15 protein-coding genes are annotated in these 17,610 nt (G+C 50.4%); 8 read left to right on the top strand and 7 right to left on the bottom strand.

Translation table 11 applies throughout. The features are described from left to right. Positions 1-70 precede the first annotated feature (70 nt). The 4 genes from rsmG to asnC form a co-directional block, all read right to left on the bottom strand. Positions 71-694, bottom strand: a complete 624-nt coding sequence (gene rsmG, locus OH773_RS21560; protein ID WP_270141801.1) for a 16S rRNA (guanine(527)-N(7))-methyltransferase RsmG — start codon at positions 692-694, stop codon at positions 71-73. Positions 695-751: 57 nt separating this feature from the next. Continuing rightward, the gene (gene mnmG, locus OH773_RS21555) at positions 752-2,641 is read right to left on the bottom strand and encodes a tRNA uridine-5-carboxymethylaminomethyl(34) synthesis enzyme MnmG (RefSeq protein WP_270141800.1); all 1,890 of its coding nucleotides are present in this window, start codon (positions 2,639-2,641) and stop codon (positions 752-754) included. Positions 2,642-3,014: 373 nt separating this feature from the next. Next, positions 3,015-3,464: an FMN-binding protein MioC gene (gene mioC, locus OH773_RS21550; RefSeq protein WP_270141799.1), complete on the bottom strand. Its 450-nt coding sequence runs from the start codon at positions 3,462-3,464 to the stop codon at positions 3,015-3,017. A 90-nt stretch (positions 3,465-3,554) separates the two neighbouring features. Continuing rightward, positions 3,555-4,013 carry a transcriptional regulator AsnC gene (asnC, locus tag OH773_RS21545; protein WP_034499887.1) on the bottom strand — a complete coding sequence of 153 codons (459 nt, stop codon included), beginning with the start codon at positions 4,011-4,013 and terminating at the stop codon, positions 3,555-3,557. A 156-nt stretch (positions 4,014-4,169) separates the two neighbouring features. On the opposite strand from asnC, the gene asnA reads away from it, so the two are divergent. Then, positions 4,170-5,162: an aspartate--ammonia ligase gene (gene asnA / locus OH773_RS21540; protein ID WP_270141797.1), complete on the top strand. Its 993-nt coding sequence runs from the start codon at positions 4,170-4,172 to the stop codon at positions 5,160-5,162. A 4-nt stretch (positions 5,163-5,166) separates the two neighbouring features. Here asnA and viaA read toward each other — a convergent pair whose 3' ends face one another. Beyond that, complete coding sequence (gene viaA, locus OH773_RS21535; RefSeq protein WP_270141795.1) at positions 5,167-6,618, bottom strand: ATPase RavA stimulator ViaA; 1,452 nt, start codon at positions 6,616-6,618, stop codon at positions 5,167-5,169. Continuing rightward, a complete protein-coding gene (gene ravA / locus OH773_RS21530) occupies positions 6,618-8,111 on the bottom strand; it encodes an ATPase RavA (RefSeq protein ID WP_270141793.1) in 1,494 nt (497 codons plus the stop codon). Before ravA ends, viaA begins: the two co-directional genes overlap by 1 nt. A gap of 225 nt (positions 8,112-8,336) precedes the next feature. Between ravA and kup the strand changes: the two genes are divergently transcribed. The 7 genes from kup to rbsR all read left to right on the top strand — a co-directional run bounded on the left by kup (position 8,337) and on the right by rbsR (position 16,214). After that, a complete protein-coding gene (gene kup, locus OH773_RS21525; protein WP_270141791.1) occupies positions 8,337-10,205 on the top strand; it encodes a low affinity potassium transporter Kup in 1,869 nt (622 codons plus the stop codon). Between the two features lie 192 nt (positions 10,206-10,397). Beyond that, a complete protein-coding gene (gene rbsD / locus OH773_RS21520) occupies positions 10,398-10,817 on the top strand; it encodes a D-ribose pyranase (RefSeq protein ID WP_270141789.1) in 420 nt (139 codons plus the stop codon). Positions 10,818-10,824: 7 nt separating this feature from the next. After that, positions 10,825-12,339 carry a ribose ABC transporter ATP-binding protein RbsA gene (rbsA, locus tag OH773_RS21515; protein WP_270141786.1) on the top strand — a complete coding sequence of 505 codons (1,515 nt, stop codon included), beginning with the start codon at positions 10,825-10,827 and terminating at the stop codon, positions 12,337-12,339. After that, entirely contained in the window at positions 12,336-13,301 is a 966-nt protein-coding gene (gene rbsC / locus OH773_RS21510; RefSeq protein WP_270141784.1) for a ribose ABC transporter permease, read from the top strand. The genes rbsA and rbsC overlap by 4 nt, the downstream gene beginning before the upstream one ends. 28 nt (positions 13,302-13,329) lie before the next feature. Next, entirely contained in the window at positions 13,330-14,217 is an 888-nt protein-coding gene (rbsB, locus tag OH773_RS21505) for a ribose ABC transporter substrate-binding protein RbsB (protein ID WP_151993927.1), read from the top strand. Between the two features lie 72 nt (positions 14,218-14,289). Further along, positions 14,290-15,219 carry a ribokinase gene (gene rbsK / locus OH773_RS21500; RefSeq protein ID WP_270141780.1) on the top strand — a complete coding sequence of 310 codons (930 nt, stop codon included), beginning with the start codon at positions 14,290-14,292 and terminating at the stop codon, positions 15,217-15,219. 2 nt (positions 15,220-15,221) lie between these two features. Further along, positions 15,222-16,214, top strand: coding sequence for a ribose operon transcriptional repressor RbsR (gene rbsR / locus OH773_RS21495; RefSeq protein ID WP_270141778.1), 993 nt, complete (start codon positions 15,222-15,224; stop codon positions 16,212-16,214). On the opposite strand, the gene mdtD is transcribed toward rbsR, so the two are convergent. Beyond that, entirely contained in the window at positions 16,211-17,593 is a 1,383-nt protein-coding gene (mdtD, locus tag OH773_RS21490; protein WP_270141775.1) for a multidrug transporter subunit MdtD, read from the bottom strand. The two genes, rbsR and mdtD, sit on opposite strands and share 4 nt — an antisense overlap. Between the last annotated feature and the right edge of the window lie 17 nt (positions 17,594-17,610).

Raw genomic sequence — 17,610 nt, 5'->3', positions numbered from 1 at the left:
ATGTCAGCCATTTTCCTGCGTATTTTTAACTTTCACGAAACATTCATTTTTCGCTTTTTTTTGATAAATATTAATTTTTGTTTGCCTTAATCATCACCAAATGTCGTTCACCATCAAGCTCCGGGACCTGCAAACGAACCACTTCCTCGACGCTAAAGTTTTCAGGCAAGGTTGCAATTTCATCATCAGGGCGTAACCCCTTCAGGGCATAGAAGCGGCCATTCTCAGCAGGAAGATGCTTGCACCAGGTCACCATATCCGTCATAGACGCAAAAGCACGGCTGATTACGCCGTCAAATGGCGGTTCAGCAGGGAACTCTTCCACACGACTTTGCACTGGCGTGATGTTTTCAAGATGCAGCTCATGCTGAACCTGGCGCAGAAAGCGTACACGCTTACCCAGGCTATCCAGCAGCGTAAAATGCGAGTCAGGACGCACAATTGCCAGTGGTATCCCCGGCAGACCCGGTCCCGTTCCGACATCGATAAAACGCGAACCCTGCAAATACGGTTCCACAACAATGCTGTCGAGAATATGGCGTACCAGCATGTCATCTGGATGACGTACTGAGGTCAGGTTATAGGCTTTGTTCCACTTGTGGAGCAGTTCAACATAACCTATCAGTTGTTGTTTCTGGTTTTCTGGCAACGTAATGCCTGCGCTATCCAGCAGGCGATTCAGTTTGTTAAGCACGGCGGTGTATACCCATCAAAAAAAGGGCCAGGATATCCCGGCCCTGAAATATATTCATCAGGCGCTACGGCGTAGCAGGCCTTGTTTCTTTAACCAGACAAGCAAGATCGAAATCGCTGCCGGAGTGACGCCTGAAATGCGTGATGCCTGTCCAATTGAGACTGGTTTATGATCGTTCAGCTTCGCGATCACTTCGTTGGAAAGACCACTCACCTGGCGATAATCAAGCGTTGCAGGCAACAACGTATTTTCGTTACGTTGTTGTTTTTCAATCTCTTCTTGTTGGCGAGCGATATAGCCTTCGTATTTGACCTGAATTTCTACCTGCTCAGCAGATTGCGGATCTTCAAGGCCTGGAGCGAAAACAGATAATTGCATCATCTCAGCATAGGTCATTTCTGGCCTACGCAGCAGATCTTCGCCATTTGCTTCACGAGACAGTGGTGCGCTCAGTTTGGCGTTCACTTCTTCAACACTTTCAGAATGCGGGTGCAGCCAGATGTCTTTCAGACGTTGACGCTCAAGCTCAATGCTTTCCAGTTTTTCGTTGAAGCGTGCCCAGCGTTCGTCATCCACCAGTCCCATTTCGCGGCCAACAGCGGTTAAACGCAGATCGGCATTATCTTCACGCAGCATCAAACGATATTCGGCGCGCGAGGTAAACATGCGGTACGGTTCTTTGGTACCGAGGGTGCAAAGATCGTCGACCAATACGCCCAGATAAGCTTGAGATCGAGCCGGCGCCCAACCCTCTTTCTCGGCTGAGAAGCGTGCAGCATTGAGGCCTGCTAACAAACCTTGCGCAGCCGCTTCTTCGTAACCGGTAGTCCCATTAATTTGACCCGCAAAGAACAGACCCTGGATATATTTGCTTTCCAGTGTCGGCTTGAGATCACGAGGATCGAAGAAGTCGTATTCTATGGCGTAGCCTGGACGCACGATCTTCGCGTTTTCCATGCCTTCCATCGAACGGACGATCTGCATTTGTACATCAAACGGCAGGCTGGTGGAGATGCCGTTTGGATAAATTTCGTTGCTGGTCAGCCCTTCAGGCTCAAGGAAGATCTGGTGCTGATTACGGTCAGCAAAACGCATCACTTTGTCTTCGATGGATGGGCAGTAACGAGGTCCAATCCCTTCGATAACGCCTGCATACATCGGGCTGCGATCGAGGTTATTACGAATAACGTCATGCGTTTTTTCGTTGGTGTGCGTGATGTAGCACGGTACTTGCGCAGGGTGCTGATTAACGTTCCCCATGAACGAGAATACCGGCATTGGGGTATCGCCATGCTGCTGGGCAAGTACACTGAAATCTATGGTACGAGCGTCAATGCGCGGTGGTGTGCCTGTTTTCAGGCGGCTGACACGAAGTGGCAGTTCACGCAGACGACGTGAAAGCGAAATGGATGGCGGATCGCCTGCACGGCCGCCGCTGTAGTTATCCAGTCCGATATGAATTTTGCCATCCAGGAACGTTCCGACGGTCAGAACCACGGATTTAGCGCGGAACTTAAGACCCATTTGCGTTACAGCACCAACGACGCGATCGTTCTCTACAATCAGATCTTCAACCGCCTGTTGGAAGATCATCAGGTTCGGCTGGTTTTCCAGTGCTGTGCGAACGGCCTGCCGATACAGCACACGGTCAGCTTGAGCACGAGTTGCCCGTACTGCTGGCCCCTTACTGGCGTTTAATATCCTAAACTGAATGCCTGCATGATCGATAGCCTTCGCCATCAAACCGCCCAGAGCGTCCACTTCTTTAACCAGATGTCCCTTGCCAATACCGCCGATTGCAGGGTTACAAGACATTTGTCCCAGCGTGTCGATATTGTGTGTCAGAAGAAGGGTTTGTTGACCCATCCGTGCAGCGGCCATTGCAGCCTCGGTGCCTGCATGACCCCCGCCAATGATTATGACGTCAAAAGGATCTGGATAAAACATGGTACTGCCTCACGGTTTTGCAAATGGGGAATGACTGTTTCCCGGGGTTGGCGATTCTAACTTAACTTTAGCCTTTCGAGAAAGTCCTGGGATCTTGTGTAATTAAAAGAAGATCTTTTTTATTTAAAGATCTCTTTATTATGATCTCTTATTAGGATCGGTATGTTCTGTGGATAACCGTTTTTATGGTAAAGAGATCAATTGATTAAGAAGGATCGTTTGCTGTGTACTTCCAGTGATCCCACAACGTATAAGCTGGGATCAAAAGAGGTACTTATGCACAACTCAAAAAGTGAACAGGAGTTGTTATTGGGATAACTACTGCTTAACCCAAGGTTTTAAGCATACTTATACACAGATAAAAGTGAGATCTTTACAAATCCTGGAGTAAATTCTTCCATGATCCGACCCAAATCTCGGCTGGATCTTCAGGAATGTCGTGATCAAGGATGTTCACTTTCAATAAAGAGCCCACTCTTTTAGCGCCACATTCCGTCAGTAGGGTGTCTAATTTTTCAATCGCACCGCAAAAAGTGTCGTATTCACGACTACCAATCCCGACAGCACCATAATGAAGCGCACTCAGATCCGGGCGTTCTTCATTTATTGCATCAAAGAGCGGCTGAAGATTATCTGGAAGATCTCCGGCACCATGTGTCGAGGAGACAATCAGCCAAATTCCGCTGACAGTAAGATCTTCAAACAGTGGCCCATGCAGTGTCTGGGTCGTAAAACCCGCTTCATCAAGCTTCTCAGCCAGATGTTCAGCCACATATTCGGCACTGCCAAGGGTACTGCCGCTAATCAGCGTAACTTCTGTCATTGCGATCCCACCTTTTCGAAACGATGGGCATTGTACGCTGTGTAACGCCTGCGATCTACCTGTGGATAATATGGGTATTAAAAATAGCTATCAGGGCTTGATGGTACGCATGATCGGGTTCTGAAGGGAGATCAGCGTTTCGGTGGACTGAATTTCATCAATTGTTTGGATCTTGTTGATAAGTACCTGTTGAAGGGCATCTATCGATCGACACATCACCTTAATAAAGATGCTGTAGTGGCCAGTGGTGTAATACGCCTCGGTGACTTCTTCCAGGCTTTCGAGTTTGGCCAGTGCTGAAGGGTAATCTTTCGCGCTTTTTAAAATGATGCCGATAAAGCAGCAAACGTCGTAGCCCAATTGTTTAGGGCTGATGTCAATTCGCGCACCGGTAATGATCCCTGCCTGCTTCATTTTCTCTACGCGCACATGAATAGTGCCAGGGCTAACACCGAATTGTTTTGCCAGTTCGGCATAAGCAGTACGGGCATTTGCCATTAAAGCGTCAAGAATGCCGCGATCGAGATTGTCGATCTGATAATTATCCATCACTTTTTCCTATGATTAGTAACGATAGTTCATCTTTTATAGCCTTAAATTAGTCGATTAAAAACAGGTAAGGCTTTTTTATTGTTGATTATTGAATGTTATGCCCTGTTTGTTGCTTAATCATCGTCAGTAAAACAACACAATAAAGAGAAAGCCATGAAAACTGCCTACATCGCTAAACAACGCCAGATTAGTTTTGTGAAATCCCATTTTTCCCGTCAACTGGAAGAAAAGCTGGGTCTGATGGAAGTCCAGGCTCCAATTCTTAGCCGCGTGGGTGATGGGACTCAGGACAATCTGTCTGGTTGTGAAAAAGCGGTGCAAGTTAAAGTGAAAACTTTGCCTGACGCGCAGTTTGAAGTGGTGCATTCGCTGGCCAAATGGAAAAGAAAAACACTCGGTCAGCACGACTTCAGCGCGGGCGAAGGGCTTTACACGCACATGAAAGCCCTTCGTCCCGATGAAGACCGTTTGACCCCAATTCACTCTGTGTATGTCGATCAGTGGGATTGGGAGCTCGTAATGGGAGAAGGAGAACGTCATCTCGGTACACTAAAGCAAACTGTAGAAAGCATCTGGGCCGCTATGAAAGCCACGGAAGCCGCAGTGAGCGAACAGTACGGTTTGACCCCTTCCCTGCCTGAGCAAATCCACTTTGTTCATAGTGAAGAATTACAGCAGCGTTTCCCGGATCTGGATGCGAAAGGCCGTGAACGTGCCATTGCTAAAGAACTGGGTGCCGTTTTCCTGATTGGGATTGGCGGTAAGCTGGCTGACGGTAAACATCATGATGTTCGTGCGCCGGATTACGATGACTGGTCAACGGCAAGTCAGGGTGATTTCAAAGGTTTGAACGGCGACATTATGGTGTGGAACCCTATTCTGGAAGATGCCTTTGAGCTTTCTTCAATGGGGATCCGTGTTGATGCACAGACACTAAAACGCCAGTTGGCTGTGACCGGAGACGAAGATCGTCTGCAGCTTGAATGGCATCAGTCATTGCTACAAGGCGAAATGCCGCAAACCATTGGTGGCGGTATCGGTCAGTCTCGTTTGGTAATGCTGATGTTGCAACAGCCGCACATTGGCCAGGTTCAGTGCGGCGTGTGGCCTGCTGAGCTTCACGCTAAAGTTGATTCATTGCTGTAAATGATTAACGCCGCCAGCGACGCAGCAGGCGGCTTCGCATCCCGGTATCAAAGCGCCAGATATGATCGAAAATGCGCATGATGCCGGGTTTGCCATGTGTCGACATCGCCACTGCGTGGAAACGATGTTGATGAATACGTTGTAGATCCTTCACCTTCGTCACGACTTCGTCAGGCAAACGCTGGGCGATAAAGTCGGAAATGACCACTGCATCAGCGTCAAACCATTCACTACCCTGCATTTTCTCAGCTATCGCCCTGAAGCAACTGGCGAGATCCGTGCCACCACGAAAACGCTGGCTCAGAAAGCGGATCGCTTGCTCAATACCGTCCGTACCACATACTTCGTAGCGCACCACTTCGCTGGAAAACAGCATGATGAAACAGCGACGGTTATCTGCCAGCGCCACGCGCATCAGTGCCAGACAAAAAGCTTTGGCGCATTGTTCATTAAAGCCGCCCATTGACCCAGACGTATCGACGCAAACAATAAATGGCCCGCGTGGTTGTTCATCAAAATCCTGGTGAACCACGGGACGCTCGACGACTTTTTCGCGCCATGAATCGCCATGTAATCGGTAAGTCAGCAGTTGTTTTTCCACCAACCGACGGTAGAACTCGTATTCCAGTTCGGTGATGCCAAGGGTGGCTAATTCCGGTGGCAGCAAACGCAAGATATCATCGCTACGCTGCAGGCCATCAACCTGTTCAGGTACCGTGGCGGGCTCACGTACCAGCATGCGCCAGGTTTCAGTCGGCGCATCTTTCTTCGGGACTGATTTAGCCTCTTTGGAACGACCGAGTTGCTCTGCAAGCTTCAGTAATTCTGGTTGGCTGGCAAGAAACTCACCGTACTGGACGATGAGCTGATAATCACCGCGCTTAAGCGAACCGGCGCTCATATCCCAAAGCCTTCCAGCTGCGTTATCGTTATCGACCAGCACTGGTTCAAGCTGGCCGCTTAATGCCAGACGCTGTTGCACTTCAGCGAGCAGCTGATCGCGCTCTTCTTCGAGCAATTGCTGGTTAAGCGAAGTGGTCTGAACCACCAGACTCAAACGCCAGCGTTGTAAGAAAAGCGTTTGTTGCGCGGGTGTGAGGCGGGGCATTTCCGCCACCAGCGTTTGCGCCTGCCCGTAAAAGGGGGAATCGACACTTTTCAGCAGAAGTAAAATTTCGGGAAGTTTTGCGGATAACTGGCTGGTGGTGAGTAACTGGCTTTCCTGAAAGCACAATACTTCGCGAGCCAATTCTTGCGGCACGTTTGTGTCATGTAAGCGCGCCTTCAGTAACTCTCTCCAGCGCGGGATGTCTTTGGCAACCGCGTTTTTCAGGCGCGGGAATTTCTCAAAAAAGACGGCAAACTGCGGTGCCGCCAGCAGCGTGATAATAATCCCTTCGATTAATTCACCCTCGCCAATCGCGAGGATGAGATCGAGAGTCTCAACGCTGAGCATCAGTGCCGCGCCTGTTTAATTTGTTCTGCAATATCCTGCAGACTGGCTTCAATCTTTCCTAGCCAATCGTTATGTATAAACAAACACTTTTGCTGATCGTTAAAACGTTCATGTTGCTGGTGGAGGATGGCTTCCAGATCGTCGAATTGCTGTTTGATCTCCTCTGGCATCCCTTGTTGCTGTTTACCTGGCATCACCAGACGTGTGCCTTGCAGGCTGACATCACGCAGAACCAAATGTTGACTGGAGTCGACTTCCATATTCAGTACCTGTGCAAAACCGATACCGTTAAGCTTTCCGCGCAGCTCTCCTCCTTTTACGAGCCATTGCTCACAGGCTTCTCGGGAAATAGAGACGTGGATGACCTCGATATCGTGCAGCTTCAACGGCTGCTGAAGCAGTAATGTCAGCGTTTCACCGGTGAGCTCGTCAGGCAACCGGTATTGTGGGCGACGGGTAAACATCCCACCCTGTTTGGTCACGGTGATGGCTTCACGGTCGCTATGCTGTTGTTGCAACTGAATGCGGCGCTGCACGATGGCACCCAATTTTGCGAGCATGGCATGCTGTTGCCACGCGTGTCCGGTCATCAATATTTCAATCTGCTGCTGCATCAGATTCATCGCTGCGGTGTCATGCCACAGGCAATCTTTAAGCAGGATCAAATCAATCGGAGCGACGGCGTTCCGGCCACAAAAGAAGGCACTGGCTTGCAGCAGGCGAATGGCTTTCTTCCAGCGTCGGTCCGAAACATAAGGCGCACCCGCGGCGTTATCGAGTTGCTGACGCAAGGTGAATATCAGCTCAAAGACGTTATCTGGCAGCAAAACGGTGCCAATTTCCTGCTGCCATTTGAAATACTCGTCATCTGTAATTTGCAGATTTTCGGGTACAGGATTGCCATTTTCATCATGCTGGCTGATGAGCATCGAGCGGAAATTCCCTTTGTCCTGCACTTTGTCGAGCCACAGACGAATCAGCATACGGTCATACAGTGCTTCCAGGCTGCTGTCTGCTTCAGGTAATTCGTTGGAGGCGGCCACCAGCAAACGCATGGGGATTTTTTCTTCACTCGCGCCATTACGAAAACGCCGCTCATTTATGGCGGTTAGCAAAGTATTCAGAATGGCTGGGCCTGCTTTCCAGATTTCATCAAGAAAGACGATTTCAGCTTCTGGAAGATAACCTGCCGTCAGACGCTCATAGCGTCCTTCATCTTTTAAAGCCTGAATGGATAATGGCCCAAACACTTCTTCAGGCGTGGAGAAGCGTGTCATCAGGTATTCGAAGGCGCGAGCATGTTGGAAAGCAAACTTCAAACGGCGCGCAATCAAACTTTTGGCGATCCCCGGAGGGCCAAGCAAGAAAACACTTTCGCCACTCAGTGCTGCCAACAGGCATAGACGCACCGCGTGGCTTCGTTCGAACAGTCCTTTTTCCAAAGCCTGGCTAAGTCGTGAAATTCTTTCAGCCAATAAATGTGATTGAGCCATAATTAGCGTTACATCCTTACGCGGTTATCACTAAGCGAAAAAACGAGTATATCGATCATCTGCATAATCGTTAATGAATTGATGAACGGCTCTTTTTTCCCTGACATAAGCTAAGCCTGTTGTATTTAGGGGTACGATTTCCTTGATTATCGTGCATACTGTGCGCCTTTTTGTGGGCCAAGGGATTAAGCACACGCTTTCGGGATTCCAACAAAAGATTAGTCTATGAGCGCTGATAATAAACAATCATTGCCTGCAATAACGCTGGCTGCAATTGGGGTAGTGTACGGCGATATCGGTACTAGCCCGCTTTATACCCTTCGTGAATGTCTGTCTGGCCAATTTGGATTTGGTGTTGAACGTGACGCCGTATTTGGCTTTTTGTCTTTGATTTTCTGGCTGTTGATTTTAGTTGTATCGGTTAAATATCTGACCTTTGTCATGCGTGCTGATAACGCCGGTGAAGGCGGTATTTTGACGTTAATGTCATTGGCCGGGCGTAATACGTCGGCAAGAATGACATCGGTGCTGGTGATCATGGGATTGATCGGCGGCAGCTTCTTCTATGGCGAGGTGGTCATCACGCCTGCAATATCGGTGATGTCAGCCATCGAAGGGCTTGAGATAGCCGCACCTTCTCTCGACCCCTATATCGTGCCGCTGTCGATAGCGGTATTGACGTTGCTGTTTATGATTCAGAAACACGGTACCGCGCTGGTTGGCAAACTGTTTGCTCCGGTCATGTTGCTGTGGTTCCTGGTGCTGGCCGTATTAGGCGCACGCAGTATTATCGCAAACCCGGAAGTGCTTCATGCACTGAACCCGGCGTGGGCAGTACACTTCTTCCTCGAATATAAAACCGTTTCGTTCTTTGCGCTTGGCGCCGTTGTTCTTTCTATTACGGGTGTTGAAGCGTTGTATGCCGATATGGGGCACTTCGGTAAGTTCCCGATTCGTATCGCCTGGTTCACGGTGGTTCTGCCGTCACTGGTTCTGAACTATTTCGGCCAGGGCGCGTTATTGCTGAAAACACCTGAAGCTATCAAGAACCCATTCTTCTTGCTGGCGCCAGACTGGGCGTTAATCCCGCTGATGATTCTGGCAACGCTTGCGACAGTTATCGCTTCTCAGGCCGTTATCTCCGGCGTGTTCTCACTGACTCGCCAGGCCGTGCGTCTGGGATATTTGTCACCAATGCGCATCATCCACACCTCGGAAATGGAGTCCGGGCAGATATACGTTCCAGCCATTAACTGGATACTTTATATCTCGGTGGTGATTGTCATTGTTAGCTTCGAACATTCCAGCAATCTGGCGGCAGCGTACGGGATTGCAGTGACTGGCACCATGGTTCTGACCTCCATTCTCTCGTGCACTGTGGCGCGTAAAAACTGGCACTGGAATAAAATTGCCGTGTTGCTGATGGGGATGGGTTTCCTGATAATCGATATTCCGCTGTTCTCCGCAAACGCGGTGAAAATCTTCTCCGGCGGTTGGTTGCCGCTCACACTGGCGCTGGTGATGTTTGTCATCATGACGACCTGGAAAAGCGAGCGTTTCCGTCTGTTGCGTCGTATGCATGAACATGGAAATTCGCTGGAAGCGATGATTGCCTCGCTGGAGAAATCGCCGCCGGTTCGTGTACCGGGTACTGCGGTTTATATGTCCCGCGCACTGAACGTGATTCCTTTTGCGATGCTACACAACCTCAAGCACAACAAAGTGCTGCATGAGCGGGTTGTCTTGCTGACGCTGCGAACCGAAGATGCGCCGTACGTTCATAATGTGAAGCGTGTTTCTATTGAGCAGTTGTCGCCAACCTTCTGGCGAGTGGTCGCAAGCTACGGTTGGCGTGAAACGCCAAATGTGGAAGAGATATTCCACCGCTGCGGTCTGGAAGGGCTGAGCTGCCGAATGATGGAGACATCGTTCTTCATGTCGCATGAGTCGCTGATTATCGGCAAACGTCCGTGGTACCTGCGTTTGCGCGGCAAGTTGTTCCTCGCACTGCAACGCAACGCCCTGCGAGCGCCTGATCAATTCGAAATCCCGCCAAACCGGGTTATCGAGCTAGGGACTCAGGTCGAGATTTAACGCTAACGCCTCTTCAATCGAAGGGGCTTTTTTTTATCCTGCTCAATGTACGCGCTCTCATTTCCCTGTTTTTAAACGAAGCAGCGAAACGTTTCGATGGCGATCACATTTTCATAACTTCATGGTTGTTTAATCACCTCTTCATTTCCTACACTTCTTATCAGCGAAACGTTTCGCTAGTGGAGTAAGAAAATGAAGAAAGGCACTGTTCTCAACGCTGATATCTCGTCCGTTATTTCCCGTCTTGGCCACACCGACACGCTGGTGATTGCCGATGCAGGATTGCCCATTCCGCGCAACACACCGCGTATTGATTTGGCTCTGACTCACGGCGTACCGGGTTTTATGCAGGTCGTTGAAGTCGTAACGCAAGAGATGCAGGTTGAAGCAGCGATCCTTGCTCAGGAAATCCAACAACATAATCCAGAGCTCCACGAAACGTTGCTCAAACAGATCGAGCAACTGCAACAACACCAGGGAAACACCATTTCTATTCGTTACATCAGTCACGAGCAGTTCAAGCAACATACCGCTGATGCTCATGCGGTTATTCGCAGCGGGGAGTGTTCCCCGTATGCGAATATTATTCTCTGTGCTGGCGTAACGTTCTGAGGCCGGCATGGAACCCTTACTGCAATTAAAAGGGATCGATAAATCGTTCCCTGGCGTTAAAGCCCTTTCTGGCGCGGCGTTGAATGTCTACTCAGGCCGCGTAATGGCGCTTGTGGGAGAGAACGGCGCTGGCAAATCCACCATGATGAAAGTCCTGACCGGCATCTATCAACGCGATGCCGGTTCGTTGTTATGGCTGGGGAAAGAAACGACGTTCAATGGTCCAAAATCCTCACAGGAAGCGGGCATCGGCATTATTCACCAGGAACTCAATCTGATTCCGCAGCTCAGCATTGCGGAAAACATTTTCTTGGGTCGCGAATTTGTCAGCCGTTTCGGCAAGATCGACTGGAAGAAAATGTACGCCGAGGCGGACAAACTGCTGGCGAAGCTTAATCTGCGCTTCAACAGCCAGCGCCTGGTCGGTGAATTGTCGATTGGCGATCAGCAAATGGTTGAAATCGCCAAGGTGCTGAGCTTTGAATCAAAAGTCATCGTGATGGATGAACCGACCGATGCGCTGACTGATACCGAAACCGACTCCCTGTTCCGCGTCATTCGCGAGCTAAAAGCACAGGGGCGCGGCATTGTTTATATCTCCCACCGTATGAAAGAGATTTTCGAGATTTGCGATGATGTCACCGTCTTTCGCGATGGTCAGTTTATTGCCGAACGTGAAGTGGCGACGCTGACCGAAGATACGCTGATTGAGATGATGGTCGGGCGCAAACTGGAAGATCAATATCCCCGTCTGGATAAACAGCCTGGCGAAATCCTTCTGCGCGTCGATAACCTTTCAGGCCCTGGCGTTCATGACGTGAGTTTCACGCTACGTAAAGGTGAAATTCTTGGCGTTGCCGGGTTGATGGGCGCGGGTCGCACCGAATTAATGAAAGTGCTCTACGGTGCTCTGCCGCGTACTGGTGGCTATGTGGCGCTTGATGGTCGCGAAGTGGTGACGCGTTCGCCGCAAGATGGTCTGGCAAACGGCATTGTTTATATCTCTGAAGACCGTAAGCGTGACGGGTTGGTTCTCGGCATGTCGGTTAAAGAAAATATGTCGCTGACCGCGCTACGCTATTTCAGTCACAACGCTGGCAGCCTGAGACATAAAGATGAGCAGCAGGCGGTGCAAGATTTTATTCGTCTGTTCAATGTCAAAACGCCATCGATGGAACAACCCATCGGCCTGCTTTCTGGCGGCAATCAGCAAAAAGTCGCGATTGCCCGTGGTCTGATGACTCGCCCTAAAGTGCTGATTCTTGATGAGCCAACGCGCGGCGTAGATGTCGGTGCGAAAAAAGAAATTTATCAGTTAATCAACCAGTTCAAAGCCGATGGGCTAAGCATCATTCTTGTGTCGTCTGAAATGCCAGAAGTTCTGGGGATGAGTGACCGAATTATGGTGATGCATGAGGGGCATCTCGGCGGGGAGTTTACTCGTGAAGAAGCCACTCAAGAGATATTAATGGCGGCGGCCGTCGGCAAGCTAAATCGTGTGAATCAGGAGTCTGTAAAATGAGTACCCAGTCTATTCCTACCCGTCGCTGGTTCACAAAAGCGTGGCTGCTTGACCAAAAATCGCTGATCGCTCTGTTAGTGCTGATTGCGATTGTCTCAAGCCTTAGCCCGAACTTTTTCACCGTTAATAACCTGTTCAACATCCTGCAGCAAACCTCCGTGAACGCCATTATGGCGGTAGGGATGACCTTGGTCATTTTGACTTCCGGGATTGACCTGTCCGTCGGTTCATTATTGGCGCTCACCGGAGCGGTTGCAGCTTCGATTGTGGGTTTAGAAGTCAATGCACTTGTGGCGGTTGCTGGCGCGCTGGCGCTAGGTGCTGCAATCGGGGCCGTGACAGGGGTGATTGTTGCAAAAGGGCGAGTGCAGGCTTTTATCGCCACACTGGTCATGATGCTTTTATTGCGCGGTGTCACCATGGTTTACACCAATGGTAGCCCGGTAAATACCGGTTTTTCTGATAACGCCGATCTGTTTGGCTGGTTTGGTATTGGCCGCCCGTTGGGGATCCCAACACCTGTGTGGATTATGGGCTTGGTATTCCTGGCTGCGTGGTACATGCTGCATCACACGCGCCTGGGCCGTTATATCTACGCGCTGGGCGGTAACGAAGCGGCAACGCGTTTGTCAGGCATCAGCGTAAACAAAGTCAAAATTATCGTTTATTCACTGTGTGGTCTGCTGGCTTCTCTGGCAGGGATCATCGAAGTGGCGCGTCTTTCCTCTGCGCAACCAACGGCGGGTACGGGCTATGAGCTGGACGCTATCGCAGCGGTAGTTCTGGGCGGTACGAGCCTTGCGGGCGGTAAAGGGCGCATTGTCGGGACGCTGATCGGTGCACTGATCCTCGGCTTCCTGAACAATGGACTGAATTTATTAGGTGTTTCTTCTTATTACCAGATGATCGTCAAAGCAGTGGTTATTTTACTGGCGGTGCTGGTGGACAACAAAAAGCAGTAACAATCATAACCCTATAGGACATCTGACTATGAATATGAAAAAGCTGGCTACCCTGGTTTCCGCTGTTGCGCTGAGCGCCACCGTGAGCGCAAACGCGATGGCTAAAGACACCATCGCGCTGGTTGTATCGACTCTGAATAACCCGTTCTTCGTTTCACTGAAAGACGGCGCGCAAAAAGAAGCGGACAAACTGGGATACAACCTGATCGTACTGGATTCGCAAAACAACCCTGCGAAAGAGCTGGCCAACGTGCAGGACCTGACCGTTCGCGGCACCAAATTGATGCTTATCAACCCAACCGATTCCGATGCAGTTGGCAACGCCGTGAAAATGGCTAACCAGGCAAAAATCCCGGTGATTACCCTCGACCGTATGGCAAATCAGGGCACCGTGGTTAGCCACATCGCTTCTGATAACGTTGCTGGCGGAAAAATGGCGGGCGACTTCATTGCTAAGAAACTGGGTGAAGGTGCGAAAGTTATCGAACTGCAAGGTATCGCGGGTGCATCTGCTGCGCGTGAACGTGGCGAAGGCTTCAAACAAGCGACTGCTGCGCATAAATTTACTGTTCTGGCGAGCCAGCCTGCTGACTTCGACCGTACTAAAGGCCTGAATGTTATGCAGAACCTGCTGACCGCACATCCTGATGTGCAGGCGGTATTTGCTCAGAACGACGAAATGGCACTGGGCGCACTGCGTGCGCTGCAAACTGCCGGTAAATCCGATGTTCTGGTTGTTGGCTTCGATGGCACCGCTGATGGCGTGAAAGCAGTAGAAGGCGGCAAACTGGGAGCAACTGTTGCACAGATGGCTGACCAGATTGGCGTTATCGGTGTAGAAACTGCCGATAAAGTATTGAAAGGCGAGAAAGTCGACTCCAAGATCCCGGTTGACCTGAAGCTGGTGACTAAATAAGACGACATTAAGAAAAGCAGGGCATCGCGCCACTCACTCATTCGGGTGGCGCACTTAACTGGACTGATATAAATGAAAACTAAAGGCAATCTCGTCGTCCTGGGCAGCATTAATGCTGACCATATCCTTAACCTCGAACATTTTCCTACGCCGGGTGAAACCGTTACTGGGCAAGAGTATCAGGTGGCGTTCGGTGGAAAGGGGGCGAATCAGGCTGTTGCAGCTGGGCGCAGCGGCGCAGATATTGCTTTTATTGCCTGTGTTGGCGATGACGACACTGGCAGTCGCGTTTGCAAACAGCTGGAAAGCGACAAAATCGATACTTCCCCGATTAGCACTATAAAAGGTGCTTCAACCGGTGTGGCGCTTATTTTCGTGAATGGCGCAGGGGAAAACGTTATTGGTATCCACTCTGGAGCGAACGGGGCATTAACCCCTACGCTTGTGGCGGAACAGAATCAGAAAATCGCTGAAGCTTCAGTGCTTTTAATGCAGCTTGAATCGCCGCTGGAAAGCGTGTTGGCTGCGGCTAAAATTGCCCATCAAAATCAAACCAAAGTCGTGCTCAATCCTGCACCTGCCTGCGAGCTATCAGATGAGCTGCTTGGGCTGGTGGATATGATCACGCCAAACGAAACCGAGGCTGAAAAGCTTACCGGTGTTCGTGTCGAAAATGACGATGACGCGGCGGTTGCGGCCAGGGCTCTTCACGCGAAAGGCATCGAAACCGTCATTATTACGTTGGGCAGTCGTGGCGTTTGGTTGAGTGAAAATGGCAAAGGGCAGCGTGTGCCCGGCTTTAAGGTTAAAGCAGTGGATACCATTGCTGCTGGCGACACCTTTAATGGTGCGTTGGTCACCGCATTGCTGGAAGACAAGCCGATGGCTGATGCGATTCGTTTTGCTCATGCGGCCGCCGCTATTGCGGTTACGCGCAAAGGTGCACAACCTTCCGTGCCGTGGCGTCATGAAATCGACGACTTTTTGCAGCAGCAAGGATAATCATGCCCACCATGAAAGACGTTGCGAAGCTGGCTGGAGTTTCGACTTCAACGGTTTCGCACGTTATCAATAATGATCGTTTCGTGAGTGATGCCATTCGCGCGAAGGTCGATGTTGCAATTAAAACGCTCAACTATGCACCCTCTGCACTGGCGCGTAGTCTCAAGCTCAACCAAACGCACACTATTGGGATGTTAATCACCGCCAGCAGTAACCCGTTTTATTCCGAGTTGGTGCGTGGCGTTGAACGGAGTTGCTTTGAGCGCGGCTACAGCCTGGTATTGTGTAATACCGAGGGTGATGAGCAGCGCATGAATCGCAATCTGGAAACACTGCTGCAAAAGCGTGTCGACGGTTTGTTGCTGCTGTGCACTGAAACACACCTTCCTTCGGCAGATATCATGAGCCGCTATCCTTCTATTCCCACCGTGATGATGGACTGGTCGCCGTTTGAAGGTGAAAGTGATGTTATTCAGGACAACTCTTTATTAGGTGGCGAACGGGCAACGCAACATCTTATTGATAATGGCTATACTCGCATCGCCTGCATTACGGGGCCGCAGGATAAAACCCCTGCACGGTTACGGCTCGAAGGTTACCGAAATGCAATGAATCGCGCAGAACTTACGATCCATGAAGGCTACGAAATCATCGGTGATTTTGAGTTCGAAGGTGGTTTCACGGCCATGAATTCACTTCTTGCGCTGGAACACCCACCGCATGCGGTATTCACGGGCAACGATGCGATGGCTGTTGGCGCTTATCAGGCGTTGTATCAAGCCGGTCTGAAGGTTCCGCAGGATATGGCGGTTGTCGGCTATGACGATATTGAACTTGCGCGTTATATGACACCACCGCTCACGACGATTCATCAACCCAAAGATGAGTTGGGTGAGTTGGCCGTTGATGTACTGATACATCGCATGGCTCAACCCACTCTGGAACAACAGCGCCTGTTCCTGACTCCTGAACTGGTAGAGCGCGGTTCAGTCTAGCGTTTAATCATGTGGCGCCCGTCTTTCGGGCGTAACAGCAGGAACACCAGAGCTGAAACTAACGTCACTGCGCCCATAGTCAGGAAGGTGTAGTGGAACTGCTCGACAGTGTTAATACTTTCTATACCTTCATACAGTCTGAGCACCGCTGCACTCACCGCTACCCCAAGACTAATTGCCAATTGCTGCGTGACGGCCAGAACGCTATTGCCGCTGCTGGCGTTTTCATCAGTGAGATCCGCAAGCGTTATGGTATTCATAGCGGTGAATTGCGTGGACATCGCCATCCCCAGAATAAACAGTGGCAGTATCAGTAACCACACTTCCATGCCCGGTGATTGCAATGAGAACTGGCCAATCAGTAAACCGATAACCAGAGTCACTCCAACCAACGTTTTTCTGTAACCCAGACGACGCAATACCTGGGTCACGGTCGATTTCGCCAGTAGTGAGCCAATTGCGGTGGGGGCCATCATGCATCCGGCGATCAACGCCGAATAGCCAAAACCGACTTGTAGCATTAAAGGCATAAGGAAGGGGACGCAGCCAGTTCCCAAGCGCGAGGCAAGATTCCCGACAATCCCGATAGAGAAGGTTCTGGTACGGAACATCGGGAGGGCGATAAGTGGCGTTGGGTGGCGACGTGCGTGCCAGATATAGAGTGTTAATAGAAGCAGCCCGCTGATGATAATCAGGATACCTATATAGCTGGCAACAATGCGCTCACCGAATAATTCCATTCCACTCGAAATACACACCAGGCTTAAACCAAACAACAGAAAGCCAGTCATATCGAACCCGCGACGTGGTGTCGTAAAATTCGGCATGTACTTACGCGCGTAAATAAGCCCGAGAATACCGATAGGTATATTAATGAGGAAAATCCAGTGCCAGCTTGCCCACGTAACTAACACACCGCCAAGAAGTGGGCCTAAGATCGGACCAACCAAGCCCGGCATGGTCACGAAATTTAAAACGGGGAGTAATTCACTGCGTGGATAGGCACGTAATAACGCTAAACGCGCGACCGGCATCATCATTGCCCCGCCGATTCCCTGTATCACACGGAAGACAACTAACTCACCGAGCGAGCTCGACATCGCGCAGGCGAACGATCCGAGTGTAAAGAGTGATACCGCGACCATGAATACGCGTCGAGTGCCAAAGCGGTCGGCAAGCCAACCGCTGACGGGGATCAGCATCGCAACGGTAATGGTGTAACTGATTATCGCGGATTGCATTGCGAGCGGCGAACGGCCCAGGCTATGGGCAATTGCGGGTAATGCGGTGTTTAGAATCGTGGCATCCAGCGCCTGCATAAAGAAAGCCATCGCCGCAATCCACGGTAACCCGGCCATACTGCGAGCTGTTTTAGTCATTTTTGTCCTGATGTTTT

It is taken from the genome of Buttiauxella sp. WJP83 (assembly GCF_027594725.1).
Lineage (GTDB): Bacteria > Pseudomonadota > Gammaproteobacteria > Enterobacterales > Enterobacteriaceae > Buttiauxella > Buttiauxella selenatireducens.
Note: the sequence above shows the minus strand (reverse complement) of the source record. Positions and strands in the feature narration are given on the sequence as shown.